Raw genomic sequence first — 15,905 nt, forward strand, 5'->3', positions numbered from 1 at the left:
TGACCAAAACCCTTTAACTATCCCTTCTTCCCGGTGGTTGCGCCTGCTCGAGCCGATCACCCGAATGACTTGTCCCTCAGGAGGATCTCACATGATGGATGCCCTTTTTTCCTTCCTCCAGTCGCCCACGGCCGTGGCTGTTTCGGCCGGTTTGTTGGTGACTTTGCCTGTCGGCTTGGTGGTCACCTTGATTTTGGTTTGCTTGCTGCGGCTCCTGTCTCCCCGTCGAGCGGGCTGGCGCTACAGCCTCTGCCTCGGTGGGTTGTTGCTTATTGTGAGCAGCGCGCTGCTGATGTCCGCATGGCTGGTTGAATTTCCCGAGGGACCGCGACTGCTTCACGGTCAAATCCTTGCTGAAACCCATACCAAGCCGGCTGCCGACCTTCCCATCGGTATGCCTGTTGAGCCGGGCCGTCCCGTTCGGGAATCGGGTGTTCGGCCGGCCGCGGAACTTGGCGAATCACCTTCTCCCGAGATGTACACGTTTTCTCTACTAGCCTGGTTTCTTTGGTTTTCCCCTTGGATGACCGGTGCTTGGTTGTGTGGGGCGCTCTTTTTTACCTCTCGGTTCCTGATTGGTCTGTTAGCCGACCACCGCCTCGTTCAGGCGGCCCATCCCTTGGAAGATCCCGAATTTCTGCAACAGATTCATGTGCTTGCCGAACGTGTTTGTTTAACCCATTTACCACGAGTGGTATGCAGTAATCTGGTAAGCAGTCCGGCCGTTCACGGTTGGTGGCGCTCCACCCTGCTGCTGCCGGTCTCTTTCGCGACGCGTTTTCCGCCGGACCAAATTGAGGTGATCCTCCTGCACGAGCTGGCCCACCTGCGCCGCCACGATTACTTGGTGAACCTGATCCAAATGCTGATCGACGCCCTGCTGTTTTTTAACCCGATGGTCTGGTGGCTCAACCGTCAAATCCGTTTGGAGCGGGAAGCCTGTTGCGATTTGGTTGCGTCGCAAGACTGTTCGGCGACCGCGCTTGCCCATGCCTTGTCTGATTTAGCCGGCGCCTTGAAACCGTCGCCAATGGCGGCGGCCCAGCGCTTGGGAGGCTTCCCGCGCGGGAGTTTGTTAAACCGCATCCAGCGTTTACTGCGCCCGGAAACCCGACCCAAACTTCATTTGTCGCTTTATCAGTGTGCCTCGTTCCTGGGGAGTTGGGGCGTGGGTTTGCTGTTTTTGTTTTTCGTCAGCCGCCAGGCAGCGTTGCTGGCCCAGCCCTTTTGGACACCCGCCACCTATGAAGCAATTACGGCCCAACACGAAAAGCAACAGAGGTTTGGCAAAGGTGGGCAGGGCGTGCAGCCGGCTCGAATTCACGTGGTTGACCCGGAAGGTCGGACCTACGTCGTGGTGTTCCGAAAGAATGCACCTCGTGGGGTGAAGGCTCTGTCTGCCCGTATTCTCAGTGGCAATTCGGGGACGGATGGGTTTCATCTCGCGATGAAACGTCGCGTGGTACTGATGCCTTTGGCCGATGCGGCGGACTTGCCGGCACATTTCCTGACCAATAGATCGCACTTTCCTCAGCATGATTTACTTTGGCTTTCGGTGCCGGGTTTTGCGCTGGCTGACATTGCTCTGAGTGATGCGGAACACGGTGGTCGGACACTGACAATACCCTTAAAGCGGGCTGACCCGCTGGGCTTTCAGTTAACAGACGTTGCGGGTAAACCTTTGGCCGGCTCACCCGTCACCGTGGAGGTCTGGCTTTCCCCTGTGATCGAATCGCGAAAGAATTTGGTTGCGGCGCGTGATCGTCGTGCTTCTTTTATTCGCGGCGGCTTGTATCAAGCGAACGATAAAGGTTGGGTGACGCTAAACAAAGAGGTTTGCGAGGACGACCGCGGCAAATACCGGTTTTTTATCAGTGCGCCGGGCTATGAACCGAGGGTTCTGCAAGGTGACGCCTTGGATGGTGTTACCTTGGCGCTTAAGCGCCTGCGCAAGTTCGATGTGGTGTTGCGGGACGCTGACGGCCAAGTGATCCAAGATGGTTGGGTGCGGCCGAGAACGGTACGGATCGGGGAACAAAATGAACGGGATATTTGGTTGGAACCGGCGGTTGGGATGGGGAAAACCGATGCCTCCGGCCGCGGCCAGGTTTGGTTTCCCGCCGATGCACGGGAGATTGTGATTGAGGCCGGCGTCGGCCACCCGCTCCAGGTGGGGTATCCCTTCGATTCCGTTCCCGATCATCGCCTGGCGGTGGCCGTGGTTTCCCCTGATCATCAAGGACCGGTCACCTTGACCCTCAAAAAGTATGGTGCAGACATCGTGATCGAAAAGGGCGATGCCGATCTGAGCGACTTTTCGTCCTACAAATTGGGCATGGTCCAGGCGTTTTGGTCTCAAGAGGTTGCGAGCGAAACACGGTCTCTCGGTACTTGGAGCCGCATCTCATTGACGGAGGAAGCAGACCGATTTCACGGCCGGGTTGAAAGCGGCTTGCCCGGGATCTTGCTCCGTTTGCGGCACCCCTTGGGTGAGCAAATGGTGGAACCGGATGAAGATGGTGTTTACCGTCTGCACCTTTCCGCTCAAGCCGAAGCGGAAGCCAAGTTGTCCGTGCCGCTTCGCGAGGTAACCCTGCTGCTAGAAGTTGCGGAGGGCGCAGCACCGCCGGAGGGAACCTTGAGTGTGAGCTGGTCGGTGCCGAACAACAGCGAGGCGCTTGCTTGGAACCACCACAAAACACAAGGTTTTTGGCCGCGTAATCAGGTGCCCTTGTCACGATTCTATAATGGATTGCCGAAATTCAGATCTTCGGCGAGCTTGCAAGTTGCGGTACGTGACGGCCGCGCGGTGTTCCATGCGCCGTCCGGTGTTAAGGTTCGTACTCATGAAAGGGGTTTAATTGGTTACCGGACCGAAGGATCCGGGTTAGGGCGATTTCAGGTGCCCGAGGGAACGGGACCGGTCACCTTGACTTTTACCGCGAAGCGGCGCGGTGTTGTTGCACTGAACACGCCGTTACCGGTTTGGATTAAAGAAGAATTGAGTTTGTCTTCGGGCAAATTGTTTGCCGAGGCGCGTTTTGTCCATCGCGATGAGCAAGGGTTCAAATGGGTAGAAGAGGACTTTACCATGCGGTCCGGGCGTACCTTGAAGATTCCGATAGGGGCCGATTCGGTGTCGGTCCACAAGGGCGCGTTGCAGCTATCGGCCCACGTCCCGCTCGATAAAGAAATGCAGCTTTTTGTCCAGCTCAATGGTGTTCTGTTGCTGTCGGAGCCATTTCGGGCAACCGTTTCCCGTCCGACCCCCGTGGTGCGCTTCGATTGGGCGCGGGCGTGGGCACAGACCGAGATTGAAACCACCTATCAAGGCGAAGCCCTGTCTTTTTGGCCGAACGGCCACATCGAAGGCTGGCCGGCCAATACGTTTACCTTTGGGAGCGAAAACCTGGGAACCCAGCGTTTAACCTATCCCAAGGGGTGGGAAAGCCACATACGGATCGGCGCCGCGGGACATGGATGGACCTTAAGCCACCGTCTGCTCTCTCGCACCACGCAGAACCGGGATAATCGGCATTGGCTGTTTTACGGCAAACAGGTTCCCCTTGAACCGGATTTGCCTCGCCAAAACATGGAACTCGATCTTTGGCCTTTGCCCCGTGAAGGCGACATTGCGGCGATCGTTTGGAGAGACGTGGAAAAACGGATGTGGCAAATGGTGCTGTCCCAGCGGTATGAGGATGAAGAAGTGCTGTTAACACCGCTGTACCTGTCGGTTTTCATGATAGAAGAAGATGGGATTCCTGGGCGGGTTGATCGGAGCGTGCCGTTTCGGCTCTTGCTAAAAAAGTCGGACCACATCATTAAAGGCCTTACCGAGTCACAACCGCTGCCGAGGCGTTTTGTGACCCCAAAAGACCGCCAAGCCTTTAATGCCGGGGAGAGAGTCGATGTAACCCTGGTAACCCTGCACTTGGATCAAGCGGAGGAATTGGTACCCAATATGCTGTGGCGTTTTGACGAAGAACCCTTGCGACTTGGCCGTGACCGGTTGAACGGTGCCATGGTGGCTTTGGATCCAGGGAAGCATCGCCTTGTTCCAAAGGCGCCTATTCCCGATACCGGCTTCCAATTCAGCAACACCTTTTGGGATAGAAATTAAGGTCACCCGCTTCAGCCAGGTTCCCGATAACAAGCGTTTCGGCGGGCGTTTTATTAGCGAGAAAAATGTGGGCCGGCGCACTTATTGGGCGTCGGCCCGAATCTTTTTGGATTGCCGGCACACCTACGATCTAACCGCACGCGTGTGGTGTCCGTGCTTGCTTAAGATCATCCGTGCGGCGGCTTGTTGCCGTCGCCTTGCTTATCCGTATTTTTCACGTTCCAGCGTGAAGTCACGCCGCCCAACCTCCATTCCTATCACTAAATCAAAACGGAACCCTTGGCCCGTATTCTACTGACCCGTGTTCTACCACGGCCGGCCGAGGTGTGTCTGTTTCTTTGAGGTGTCCCATGTTCCCTACTCGTTTCACAACCGCTTTGTCGGTTCTGCTGGTGCTCGCCCAGCTTCATTTGCCACTACAGGCCCAATCAGAAACGCCTGATCCCGTGTTGTTGGTTGTCGCCAACCAAGACGTTTATTATCCCGACTATATTCTGCCGCGCCAGGCCTTGGAGGCCGCCGGCTTCACCGTTACCGTGGCCGCCCCGCAAGCCGGGATCGCCACATCTCACGGCGCCGATCCCGATTTCCCCGTGGATGTGGCCCTGAGCGATGTCGAAGCCGCCTCGTTTTCCGGGGTGGTGTTGGTCGGTGGTTGGGGCGCCTCCGCGCTGCAATACCAATTCCCTGGCACCTACCACAATCCGGCTTACAACGGTGATCCCACCGTCCAGGCCCAGCTCAACAGCTTGCTCAACGATTTTGACGATCAGGACAAAATGATCGGCTCCATCTGTTACGGTATTTCGTTGCTCGCCTGGGCGCGCATCGACGGGGTGAGCCCCGTGGCCGGGCGGGACGTGGTTGGTTACTTCGGCAGCATCCCCCAATTCAGCCTCGAGGGAGAAAACTATTCCGTCCACACCAGTTGGCACGTGGCGCAAAACGGCGGTAACTTTCTCGCCGAGGGTTCCGTGGGTGATCCCACCACCTCCGCGGACGACGTCCTGGTTGATGGGAACTTGGTGTTTGGAGAAAGTTTTCGATGCGGTACCACCTTTGGCGAGGTATTCGCCGCCGAAATCCACGCCCGCTTTGTGCCGCCGACGCCGGAGCCGTTGCCCGTTTTGTTGGTGCTCGCCAACGACGGATTCTATTTTCAAGAGTACAACGACACCCGTATTGGGCTTGAGGCGCAAGGCCTTAGCGCGGTGGTCGCCGCCGGCGATGCTGATTGGTGCGTCCCGCATCCCGGCTCCGGCCAAGGGGCTGAGAGCGGTTGGATCCTTCCCGACCTCACCTTGGCCGAGGTCGATGTCGCCGACTATGCTGCTGTCGCGTTCATCGGCGGCTGGGGTTCGTCCCACTACCAGTACGCCTTTCCCGGAACCTACAGCAATCCCTACTACGGCAACAACGATCACCGCGACCTTGCCAACCAAATCATCCAAACCTTTGTCGATGCGGACAAAATCATCAGCGCTATTTGCCATGGTGTGGCGGTGTTGGCCTGGGCACGGGTCGAGGGTGCCAGCCCGCTGAACGGTAAAGACGTCGCCACCTATGCCTTGGGTGGTCCGGCCGGCCTTTACGACGGCGTGTGGTACAGCAATTGGGAAGTTCCGTCCAGTTGGCACGTTACCGTGAACGGCGGCAACTATTTACCGAGCGGTTCCATTGGCGATCCCGGCACCGTGGCAGACGATGTGATGGTTGATTTCGGCAACGGCATCCGCGTCATTACGGCTGAAAACTACGACACGGCTCTGGCATTCGGTCAAACCTTGGCGGCGGAGATTTTGGCCGAATAAGCCGCGCCTCAAGTTCCTTGTCAAACCGGCAACCCCACCGGTTCCCTTCAGGCCCGCGCCCAAAACCCATTTTGCTCCATAGATTCCCTGAATGATTGCGGGAAAATCAGTGAGCAATTGGGATGGAAGGCGCGGGCCTTTCCTTGTCCAGAAATAGAAAAAAAAGAGACGCGCTTGGGAGATAAGTATATAAAGCAGCCGTTTAGGAAAGACTGTCACCCCGTAGTCGCCGTAGCCGGTCACCCTGTAGCTGTCAACGCAAAGGTATAGACCAACTCGGATGAAGGGTCTTAAAAGCAGTCTTTCAGGGGGACAAAGACAGACTGTCGTTGCAAAGTTAGTAACCGAAATCGTGGGGATCTTTGGCGATGGTCCACGCAACCTGAACGTGGCGTTTTTGATCCGGTAGGCCGCGCGGTTTGATCGATTGGCCGTCGTCCTCGAAGTTCCACATCTCAATGTTGGTAGAGAAGGGGTTGTAGACCATGCCGAAATAGATGTGTGATTCGCCGTCGCCCCAGTTGGTGTCCGCCACCAGCACCCGTTCCACCGGGGCCGCTAACTTTTCCGCGAGCAGTTGCCCGATTTGGTCTTTCACGGTTTGGTTGCGGTGCTTGGAGGCCACGTTTTGGTAAACCACGTCCAACACATCCTTGGGTTTGGTGCTGCCTTTGGTATCCAATTGGCTCATCACCGTATCGACATCAATTTCCAATCTGGAACTGAGTTGGCTCACGGCGAGCCGAACCGCGCTTTTCTCAAGATCAGTCTTTTGGTAGGTGTCCAGTTCCTTGGGGAGCAAGGTTTTTTTCATCCAAACGTCGATGTCCCCTTCGCTTTTGATGATTTCGGCGAACTTGGGATCGAGGGAGGCGTCCAACAAAAAGGCGTGGGGTTCGTTCATCACCGGGACGGTCATTTTGGTGATGTCTTTTTGGCTGTAGCCTTTTCCGACTTCCTGGATGTTGCTGTGGATGTGGCGCATGGTGGTCACCATTTGCTTGAGAACCGGCCCGCCGTCGTTGGGGTTGCGATTGCTTTTGGGCAGTTTGTCGACCTGAGCGTTAGAGGAGGTCCCGAAAATGGTTCGCATGACGTCGAGTGGATTGGCGCCGCGTGGAAAACCCAGTGGCACCAACTGTAGGTTTTTGATGCCGGGAAGCAGGGCGTCCATGAAGGTGTCCGAAGTTTGACTGGTCGATTTCATGTTTTCGGTAAGCTGTTTTTGGAAAGCCTGGTAAGCGGTGCGCAACTTGTCGGCCGCGGGTCCCGACTTTTTGGCGATTTCGTTGAGATCGTTGCGTTTCGCTTGGCCGACCAAGCTCGTCAGCGCCTTCCGCAACTGACTTTTGTTGGTCAGTGGGGTCACCTTTTGGGTGATTGGGTCCCGGAAGTGGACCGCGAAACCGCCAAACAGCGAGCGTCCGTCCGGTGACGGCGTAGAATGGGGCAAAGTCGCGTCGTATTGCAAAATGATGTGCTTGTCGACCAAGTCGGTTAACCGTTTGGGGAAACCCGCGGTGAACTGCATGAAGCTGTCCTGGTCGGTTTGGTTTTCGATTTTGTCATATTGGGTCTGGATGCTGCCGCCGATACGCATTTGGGCGATGAGGTTGTTGGCGAAGGAACGCAGGGTCGGCGACACGAAATGACCTTCTGCCAAACCACTTAAGGTGTACTCATACGAGCGCAATAGGCGATTCTCCACCTGACTGTGGAAGTGATCGGAGGCGCGGGTTTTCATCGCGGTTTTTTGGCTTTGCCCGATGGAATGCGTGTTGTCGATGATGTTATCGAGCAGTTCCTTCGGCGAAACGGTAACACTGCTGTTCTGACCGCGCATCCGCGTGATCGCGGTTTTTAGAACCGTATCCTGGTTCTCCGTGATACCCACCGCGCTGAGTGCGCTGTGCAAACCGGGGATGTCGGTGATCGATTTGGTGGTGCCCAAGCCGCGGTTGTTGAGATGGGTAATGGTGCCGTCTGAACTTACCTTCATCTTTTGTGCGATCTGGGTGTCCTTGAGACTGGTATTCATCGGCATGTCTAGGTTTTGCGTGGGGCTCATGTTGTCCCTTTTGTAACTGCCGCGAATACGCCCGTTCTCCACCATGTCTTTGAGATGGTCGAGCATTTTTTCCGGGTGGTCCTTCTTCAAATGAATCGCGATGCTGGTCCCAAAGCACGAACCCACTTGGCCTTGGCGCAAATCGGCCAACATGGCGGACAGCACGGCAACCCGCGCGTCGCGGTTGCTGAGTGGGCTGGTGGTTTTTCCCAAGGTCGCTTGTAACATGCGCTCCTGGGGCGAGTTTTGGCGCGGCGCGGTAATGCCGCCCAGTTTTTCGCGCATACTGTGCGAGGCGCCGAATTTGCCGAGCATCGCCGCCATCGCTTTGTGGTGCGGGCCGGCCTTGAGCTTGCCCGCCAGCACGTCGTCTTTGAGTTGCTGCATCATTTCCGCGATGGCGAGGTTGTCCACATCGCCGTTGGGTTTGATGACGGCGTCGGCGATTTTCATGGCCAGCTTGGTGTGCAGCGAGTCGGACGGGCCTTGTAAGCCGCCTTTTTGCTGGGCGTTGGCGAAGAGGTAGGCCTCGTGGAGGATTTTGCCGGCTGTGATCGCGGTATCGTCGCCGGTTCGGATCGCCTTGGTGTGTTCTTTCAGCCAGGCCCCGCTGACCTCGTTGTTACCCAACATGACCGCCGCGCGTAATTTTTGGCGGTTGCTTAAGCTGCTGTGATTGATGCCGACCGAATCCAGAATGTCTTTGACTTGTTGAAGCTGGGTTCCACTGATGGTCGGTGTTTGCTGCTGATCGAGGGTGCTCAACGATTGGAACTGCTGTTGGGTAACGCCGGTGGAGACGTGGGTTTGGTTGTTGTGGTTAAACAGCGCCAGCGTTTTCGGCGGGGTGACCACCCATGACGACAAACTGGTGAAGGTTTTGCGCAGGTTCTGTTGGTCGACGTTGGACCCCTTGGCAAAGGAGCCTTCTACGAAGCGCCGGCCGACGTTGATTTCCATACCTTTCATAAGAACCTTCTTCTGTACACGTTATGTTCGGGGTTAGCAGCGATAGGGCAATAGTTCGTAGGGGATGTTGTCGGCGGCGGTAATGCGTGGGAAGGGGCAGGTCACCCGGTACGGGACCATGGTGTGACGCTGATAGACGTAAAACTGCAGGTGGTCGGCTTCCAAGGAGGGCTTGCTGATCTCGTCTGTTTCGAAGGGCCCGTGGCGATGGAAAGCGGGTTCCATGTCCGGTTCGATGTGGCTCATCATGCGTTCGTACTCCACGCAAAAGCTTTGCGGGTGCTCGATATAACTAAAGCGTCCGCCTGCCAGCATGAAATTTACGATTTGGGCAAAGGCGGGTAGCTCGTCTTTATCGCCGAGGTGGGGAGCGCGATCTAACAGCATCGGCAGGTTGTTGTACAGCCGGTCGCGGTAACGAATGCAGGGTTGGTCGTCGGCCTCGGTTGGTACCAGGTGGAAATACAGCATCTCGTTTTTAAACGGCAAGAATTGATTGAGATGCTCGTACATGTCGAGGACGGGAATCGCGTTCATGGTCCAATCCTTGGGCGGTGTGTTAAGCGAGTTGCGAGGGGGGCAGCCATAGGGGTGCCCGCGCGGGTTGGGGTGGCGCCTCGGTTTGGTTGAAGCGACGCAAGTGGTCGAACAAAACCAGGGCGGTGTCCATCAGATTGCCGGTAATGTTGATGAACGCGGTTTGGTCCAGGTGGGTCAAGGCCCGACGAAAGGTCATGAGGATCAGCCGGCCGTCGGGATCGAGGGCCAACTGGGTGCCGTTTGTTTTTTCTTCCAAAAAGTTCCAGGCACAACAAGTATTGATGATTTCGGCGCGGCGCGGGCCTGCCTCCCCCGGAATGACCGCGAGGGTAATCGTCCAGTAAAGATAAGGAACCTCGGGAACCCACTGGATGTGGCAGGGGAGATCTGGATTGAGTTGAAAACCGCACAAGCCCTGGTCGTCCAGTGCTAGGTCCAATTCACAACGACGCCCGAGTTCACCGAGCCACGTGTTAATCGTCGCCGCGTCGGCCATGAATGCCTCGCTTTTCAACGGGATTTTGTCCGTCGAATCGTTTGGATGGTGAGGCATTTTAACACGAGCGTTGCTAGAAACCTTCAAGTCGGTGGAATGACGTGAATTAGGCGCGCCATCCGAGGGGTGGGGGCGGCTCGATTTGGGGCGGGTTTTGTGGGGGCTGTTCTTCGTCTTCCTCAGGGGCGCTTGACGCGGATTCCCCGCGGAAGGTTTGCACCAACTGCAGCGCCGCTTGGCCAAAAGGCTCGAGTTCGGCCACAAACTGTTCGGGGCTGAGTTCCGCCACCAATACACTTTTGTTTAGTACCAAACGAGTGTGGTGTTGATCGAAGGCAAGAGAACCGCCCGCGGTAACCTGTTTGTACAGGTTGAGTCGCATCGCTTCACCAAGGATTTGGTTGTGCAGGTCTTCTTCCAAATCTTGCATGTCGATGATGACCGCCAAAAAAAACATGACCGGTGATTGATCGTCAACCGAAACCACCACCTCCACTTCTTCGCCGTAAACAAAGGCGGCCGTGCCCTCGGGACTGAGCTGCAAGCTTTCTCCCTGAATGGCGCCGATCACTTCGAGCCATTGGTTCATGGTTTGGGTGATGCTCATCGGGGACGTCCTTGTGTTCATTGCGGCCTATCGGCACGGGTGAGGGTGAGGTGTTGGTTTGGGAATGGACGGTCTTCAGTGTATCACCATCCGTTTGAATCGGCCGGCGGGCGATCGCAAGCTTTGAGAAAAACGCAAAGCTGGATGAGATCAAATCGTTTGTTCTTTGGTTGCCGCGAACTTAGGATGTAGAGCATCAAGAGTCCCCTGACGGTTCCCGCCCTACCTCTTGTTCGCACAGGCAAGAGCTTCACCCGGGGCGGTCGCCAAGCGCGGGGTTGTCGTTTGCCTTCCACCACCAACGGATACCAACCACCTCCACGGAAGGGTGCGACGGTTCGCGCTATCAAGGCTAAGTTTTGAGGAACGCTCGGGTCCCCCTCCGAGGTCTCGGGTGTTCCTCCTTTTTTTACCAGTTAAGCGTAAGTGCTTGAAAAATAAAGAATGATCTGAAAGGAGACGCACATGGAAACCCGCCACAAACACGATGGCCGCTGCCATTGTGGCAATGTTCGCTACCGTTATTATTCATCCCAGCCCGCGGCACAATTGTCCATGCGCGCTTGTTCCTGCTCCTATTGCCGCAAAACCGGTGCCCGGTACAGTGCTGATCCCTGTGGGATTTTGGTGGCCGAGGTCGGCGATTGCGATGCGATTCATCTCTACCGGTTCGGTACCCAAACCGCCGATTTTTACGTGTGCAGTAAATGCGGTATCGCCCCTTTTGTGATTTGGCCGGATGGTGCCGACCTTTACGCATTAGTCAACGTCAATACCTTTGATGTTCCGCTCGAGGTATCCGCGTGCCGCAATGTTTGTTACGCGCACGAGGATGTCGCCGGCCGCTGCGCCCGCCGGCGCCGGCAGTGGATCGGCAATGTCACACTTACCCTGCCCGGTCACCGGCGTGTCGATGATTTTGCGGTGTCGTCGGCGGTGTTGCGGGAGCAACCCGTCGCGCTTGGGTGAACGCACTTAAACTGACTTCCCGGCCGGCTTCGGTTAAGCTAATCTCCAATACCATGCGAATGCTTTGCAAGAGGTTGGTGTGCCATGGAAGCCGGCTACGCGTTGCCCCCTTTATTAGCCGTGCGCGTTTTTGAGGTGGCCGCGCGCCACCTCAGCTTTACCGCGGCGGCCCAAGAACTTTTTGTGACGCCGGGCGCTGTTAGCCGTCAGGTTAAGCAGCTTGAGGACTATTTCGAGGTGCGCCTCTTTAACCGGTTGGCGCGTGGTCTGGAACTCACCGAGGAAGGCCATTTCTACTTTCGCGTGGTGCAACAACCGCTGCGGCAATTGGCCGAGGGTTCGTCGCAGCTCAAGCGCCGCGGTCGTGAGGGTCCCCTGCGGGTAACCTTGATTCCCTCTTTTGCCGTTCACTGGTTGGTACCGCGGCTCGACCGTTTTTACAAAAGCCGGCCGGGGATTGATGTGTTGGTGGATGCCTCGTTTCGGTCCGTTGATTTTTCGCGCGAAGATATGGACCTGGGCATTCGCCTTGGCGAGGGTTTTTGGCCGGGTTTGCGCGCCGATTTGCTGATGACTTTTGACTGGGTTCCGGTGTGTGCGCCTGGTTTGCTGGAGAAAAACAAACCCTTACAGGAACCGAATGATCTCGCCCGCTACCCCTTGCTGAGTATGATGACCCGCGACATTTGGTTGGGTTGGTTGAAGATGGCGGGTGCCGATCAAGTTTCTTTTGAGCGCTGTACTTTTTTTAACGATTTTAACGTGATGTTCCAGGCCGCGCTCGACGGCTTAGGGGTCGCCCTCGGTCGCTCCAACTTGGTCGGGGCCGATGTCGCCGCGGGTCGGTTGGTTCAGCCTTTCGACATTGCGTTTCCCTCGCGCACCGCTTATTACGTGGTTTGTGCCGCGGAACGTTACCACCATCCCAAGATTGCGGCGTTTCGCGAATGGCTGTTACAGGAAGCGGACGTCTAACCTTAGCGGGTTTTGGGTAGATTGTGAGCGCAAACATTGGTGGTTTTTTTTGAGTACGTAAATATGACCTGTCGTCGTTATGGTCGTTTTCTCCGGGTCTGGCGATGTATCTATTTGGAGCATCATGTTTTATGTGGTCGGTGTCCCCTGGGAGTGCGTGAAGCACGCCGGCCGGAGCGCTGTTGCGCACCAAAAAACCGCCGGCTAATGGCTTGACAGCATCATGTGTACCGATTACGTTAAATGGTAACGCTAACATCAATTGGGTTTTTTGTTCTGTTTCGCCCCCGATACCTTGTCGGCCATGGTGTCAGCGCTTATTTTGTCTATGTCACGAGGGGTCAAATGAGACATCCATTGATTTTATGTGTCTTGCTCTGCCTTGCGACCTGTGCCGGTTTCGTTCTCAACGTTATGGCCCAGGAACCCGAGCAAACAACCACCACCCAGGAAAACAGCGCTTCCGACGAGGATTCTGAAATTCACGTCGACGAAGCAATGGAGATCGTGGGGATTCGCCGTTCACTCACCACCGCCGCTGAAATCAAACAACTAGAAGTGGGCGTGGTCGACGCCATCACCGCCGAGGGGATCGGTCGATTTCCCGATACCAACCTGGCCGAATCCATGCAACGTATTCCCGGCGTTTCCATTGATCGCCGCAACAACGAGGGTAACCAAGTTTCGGTGCGCGGTTTTGGCCCCAGTTTCAACCTGGTCCTGCTCAACGGGCGACAAATGCCCGCGGCGGCGACCCAAAAACAAGAAGGCGACAGCACCGCCGAACAAAGCCGTGCTTTTAACTTCGCAGAAATTTCACCCGATTCGATTGCCGGCGTCAAAGTTTACAAAAGTACCCGCGCGAGTGTAACCACCGGCGGGATTGGTGCGACGGTTGATGTCAACACGGCCCGGCCGTTTGAATTGGGTAAACGCACCTTGGTAGGTTCCTTCAAGGGAATGATGGATCAATCCAATGCCGAGGGTGAAGACCTGACCCCCGAAATTTCGTTTCTCGCCAGTGACCTATTTTTTGACGGTAAGGTTGGGGCCATGGTAACGGGTTCCTACTCATCTCGTGATAGTCGCGAAAATTTTGTTGCCACCGATGGTTGGTTGCGCGTGGGTGATGCCAATATCGATACCTCCGCGATTGACCCGGCGCTGAATCCGACCAGGCAGGTTTGGCTGCCACGCAACCTGGTGGTGGATCAAAGCGATCACGAACGCACCCGATTCAACGGACAAGCGGTATTGCAATTTGCTCCGACCACGCGTTTTAAGGCCACGGTTGATTACACGATGTCGGAATACGAGGACACGATTGAACGTGCGCAAACTGGGATTTGGTTTGAAAGTCCCAACCCCTCCGGCGTCGCGGATCGCCACGGTACGGTCATCAACCCCACCATTCAGAGTGATCCCACCTCCAACTTGGGCGCCCTCGACTTTCAGGGTTACAGCGACATTGTTAAAACCGAAAACGAAGCCATCGGTTTGAATTTCGATTGGCAAGTTGCCGATAACCTCAATTTCACCCTGGATCTTCACGACGCGTCTTCCGAGGCCCAGCCCGACGGGGTGAGCAGTGATTTCCTGGTGATCCTTTCCGGTCCGCTGGGTGTTTCCACCACGGTCAATTTCGACGGCGGTGACGTGCCCACCGCCACCATAAACGACAGTGGCGTGGGTGTGCTGAATCCCTCGCTTACCGACGGTTACGACGATGCCGCCGGCTTGCGGCCCAACATTGATTTGTTGCGCAACGTGTCCGCGAAAAACGAGGTGAAACAGGCGCAATTTTCCGGTCAATGGGTAAACCTCGGCGACACGGCCCTGCGCACCATTGATTTCGGAGCGGCGATGACTGATTACCAAATCGATACCGCTTGGTTGTTCGATCTCGGCGTTCAAGGCCAACCCGCTTGCTTGGATTGTGCCGGGTTTGTGACACGCCAAAACACCGCGTTTCAACAGGTCTTCCCAACCACCCTCACCTTTAATGCGCGGGGCATTTTTAATGATTTGGTTAACGGTTTGAATTCGGTGTTTGATCTGGTGAATACCAACCAGCACCGGGTGAGCGAGGAAACCACCTCGGTGTATGTCCAGTTCGATTTTGATACCAAAATCGGGAACAAGCCCCTAAAAATTCTCGCGGGCGCCCGCTACGAACGTACCGACGTTACCGGCACGACCCTACAAAACAATCCCGAGGCGATGGTCTATATCAGCCCCACCGAGTTTCGCGCGCGTTTCTCCGAGGAGCGGACCGCCTATTCGTTGGAATCCGATTACGATGTGTTCCTGCCCAGCTTTAACGCCAACTTGTCCCTTAATAAAAATTTGATAACGCGTTTGTCCTACGGTCGTTCGCTGGCCCGTCCCGACCTCAACAGCATGAAACCGGCGTTGCTGTTGGGCGATGCCCGTCCCGGCGGTCCCTACAACGCCTCTCAAGGTAACCCGGGCCTGGAGCCTTATCTCTCCGACAACATCGATCTGGCGTTGGAATACTACTACCGCAACGGCAGTTATGCGGCATTGACCTACTTCCGCAAATGGGTCGACAACTACATCGTGAGCAGCATTACCCAGGGAACCATTGTCGGTGACTTGGGTTATGAACTGACGGATCCCAACCCGCAAGACGATCCCCTTTTCCCGGCGAACACCGTCGGCGGCCCTGATGATCAGGTGATCACCTGGGACATTCTCAGTTTTGCCAACGGCGAATCGGCCTCGGTCGACGGCTGGGAAATCGCCCTGCAGCATATTTTCCAAGAGACGGGATTTGGTGCCCAGCTCAACTACACCTTGGTTGACGGCGATGTGGCATACGATACCTTCGCCTTGGGCCAAACCGTGGCCTTAACCGGTTTAAGCGATTCCGCCAACCTGGTGGTGTTCTATGAAAAGGAACGGCTTAAAATTCGTGCGGCCTACAACTGGCGCGATGCGTTTTTGTTGTCGACCAACCAGCTGCGGCAAGCAGACGAGCCGGTTTTCATCGAAGAATACGGTCAATGGGATCTGCGTTTCGGTTTCGACATTTTGCCAGGCGGCGACCTGAGTGCCTTTCTGGAAGGCCTAAATGTAACCGGTGAGCCCATGAAAGCCCATGGTCGCTTCGAAAACCAGTTCTTGCTTTATGCCGATCAGGAACCGCGTTACAACGTGGGTTTGCGCTCACGATTCTAACCGAAAACAGTTCTGTCAATGAGGAACGCACGGCTTGGTTGGTGAGGCCGTGCGTTTTTCTTTGCCGGCTGAGGCTGGCGAAAAAGCATGGCGCGCCGATAGGGTTAAAATCCACCGTTGCGGTGAACTTATCGGGGGGAGCTGGA

At 56.0% G+C, this 15,905-nt stretch carries 9 protein-coding genes; 5 read left to right on the forward strand and 4 right to left on the reverse strand.

What is annotated here, in order from left to right:
• Nucleotides 1-91 precede the first annotated feature (91 nt).
• Both J3U88_RS18190 and J3U88_RS18195 read left to right on the forward strand, forming a co-directional pair.
• Nucleotides 92-4,123, forward strand: a complete 4,032-nt coding sequence (locus J3U88_RS18190) for a M56 family metallopeptidase (protein ID WP_207860362.1) — start codon at nucleotides 92-94, stop codon at nucleotides 4,121-4,123.
• A gap of 350 nt (nucleotides 4,124-4,473) precedes the next feature.
• Nucleotides 4,474-5,934, forward strand: coding sequence for a DJ-1/PfpI family protein (locus J3U88_RS18195; protein ID WP_207860363.1), 1,461 nt, complete (start codon nucleotides 4,474-4,476; stop codon nucleotides 5,932-5,934).
• Nucleotides 5,935-6,271: 337 nt separating this feature from the next.
• On the opposite strand, the gene J3U88_RS18200 is transcribed toward J3U88_RS18195, so the two are convergent.
• From J3U88_RS18200 to J3U88_RS18215, 4 genes are all read right to left on the reverse strand, one after another.
• Nucleotides 6,272-8,971 carry a hypothetical protein gene (locus J3U88_RS18200; RefSeq protein ID WP_207860364.1) on the reverse strand — a complete coding sequence of 900 codons (2,700 nt, stop codon included), beginning with the start codon at nucleotides 8,969-8,971 and terminating at the stop codon, nucleotides 6,272-6,274.
• Nucleotides 8,972-9,004: 33 nt separating this feature from the next.
• Nucleotides 9,005-9,508, reverse strand: coding sequence for a hypothetical protein (locus tag J3U88_RS18205; protein ID WP_207860365.1), 504 nt, complete (start codon nucleotides 9,506-9,508; stop codon nucleotides 9,005-9,007).
• Nucleotides 9,509-9,530: 22 nt separating this feature from the next.
• Entirely contained in the window at nucleotides 9,531-10,007 is a 477-nt protein-coding gene (locus J3U88_RS18210; protein ID WP_207860366.1) for a CesT family type III secretion system chaperone, read from the reverse strand.
• Between the two features lie 106 nt (nucleotides 10,008-10,113).
• Nucleotides 10,114-10,614, reverse strand: a complete 501-nt coding sequence (locus J3U88_RS18215) for a CesT family type III secretion system chaperone (protein ID WP_207860367.1) — start codon at nucleotides 10,612-10,614, stop codon at nucleotides 10,114-10,116.
• 465 nt (nucleotides 10,615-11,079) lie between these two features.
• Between J3U88_RS18215 and J3U88_RS18220 the strand changes: the two genes are divergently transcribed.
• The 3 genes from J3U88_RS18220 (at nucleotide 11,080) to J3U88_RS18230 (ending at nucleotide 15,759) form a co-directional block, all read left to right on the forward strand.
• A complete protein-coding gene (locus J3U88_RS18220; protein ID WP_207860368.1) occupies nucleotides 11,080-11,583 on the forward strand; it encodes a GFA family protein in 504 nt (167 codons plus the stop codon).
• Nucleotides 11,584-11,667: 84 nt separating this feature from the next.
• Nucleotides 11,668-12,558: a transcriptional regulator GcvA gene (gene gcvA / locus J3U88_RS18225; protein ID WP_207860369.1), complete on the forward strand. Its 891-nt coding sequence runs from the start codon at nucleotides 11,668-11,670 to the stop codon at nucleotides 12,556-12,558.
• A 345-nt stretch (nucleotides 12,559-12,903) separates the two neighbouring features.
• Complete coding sequence (locus J3U88_RS18230) at nucleotides 12,904-15,759, forward strand: TonB-dependent receptor (RefSeq protein WP_207860370.1); 2,856 nt, start codon at nucleotides 12,904-12,906, stop codon at nucleotides 15,757-15,759.
• The last annotated feature ends 146 nt before the right edge of the window (nucleotides 15,760-15,905 follow it).

It is taken from the genome of Acanthopleuribacter pedis (assembly GCF_017377855.1).
GTDB lineage: Bacteria > Acidobacteriota > Holophagae > Acanthopleuribacterales > Acanthopleuribacteraceae > Acanthopleuribacter > Acanthopleuribacter pedis.

Bases quoted from the DNA above. Each gene is read 5' to 3' on its own strand.
- J3U88_RS18200 (WP_207860364.1), bottom strand. From the start codon at position 8,971: ATGAAAGGTATGGAAATCAACGTCGGCCGGCGCTTCGTAGAAGGCTCC.
- J3U88_RS18230 (WP_207860370.1), top strand. From the start codon at position 12,904: ATGAGACATCCATTGATTTTATGTGTCTTGCTCTGCCTTGCGACCTGT.
- J3U88_RS18210 (WP_207860366.1), bottom strand. From the start codon at position 10,007: ATGGCCGACGCGGCGACGATTAACACGTGGCTCGGTGAACTCGGGCGT.
- gcvA (WP_207860369.1), top strand. From the start codon at position 11,668: ATGGAAGCCGGCTACGCGTTGCCCCCTTTATTAGCCGTGCGCGTTTTT.
- J3U88_RS18220 (WP_207860368.1), top strand. From the start codon at position 11,080: ATGGAAACCCGCCACAAACACGATGGCCGCTGCCATTGTGGCAATGTT.
- J3U88_RS18190 (WP_207860362.1), top strand. From the start codon at position 92: ATGATGGATGCCCTTTTTTCCTTCCTCCAGTCGCCCACGGCCGTGGCT.
- J3U88_RS18195 (WP_207860363.1), top strand. From the start codon at position 4,474: ATGTTCCCTACTCGTTTCACAACCGCTTTGTCGGTTCTGCTGGTGCTC.
- J3U88_RS18215 (WP_207860367.1), bottom strand. From the start codon at position 10,614: ATGAGCATCACCCAAACCATGAACCAATGGCTCGAAGTGATCGGCGCC.
- J3U88_RS18205 (WP_207860365.1), bottom strand. From the start codon at position 9,508: ATGAACGCGATTCCCGTCCTCGACATGTACGAGCATCTCAATCAATTC.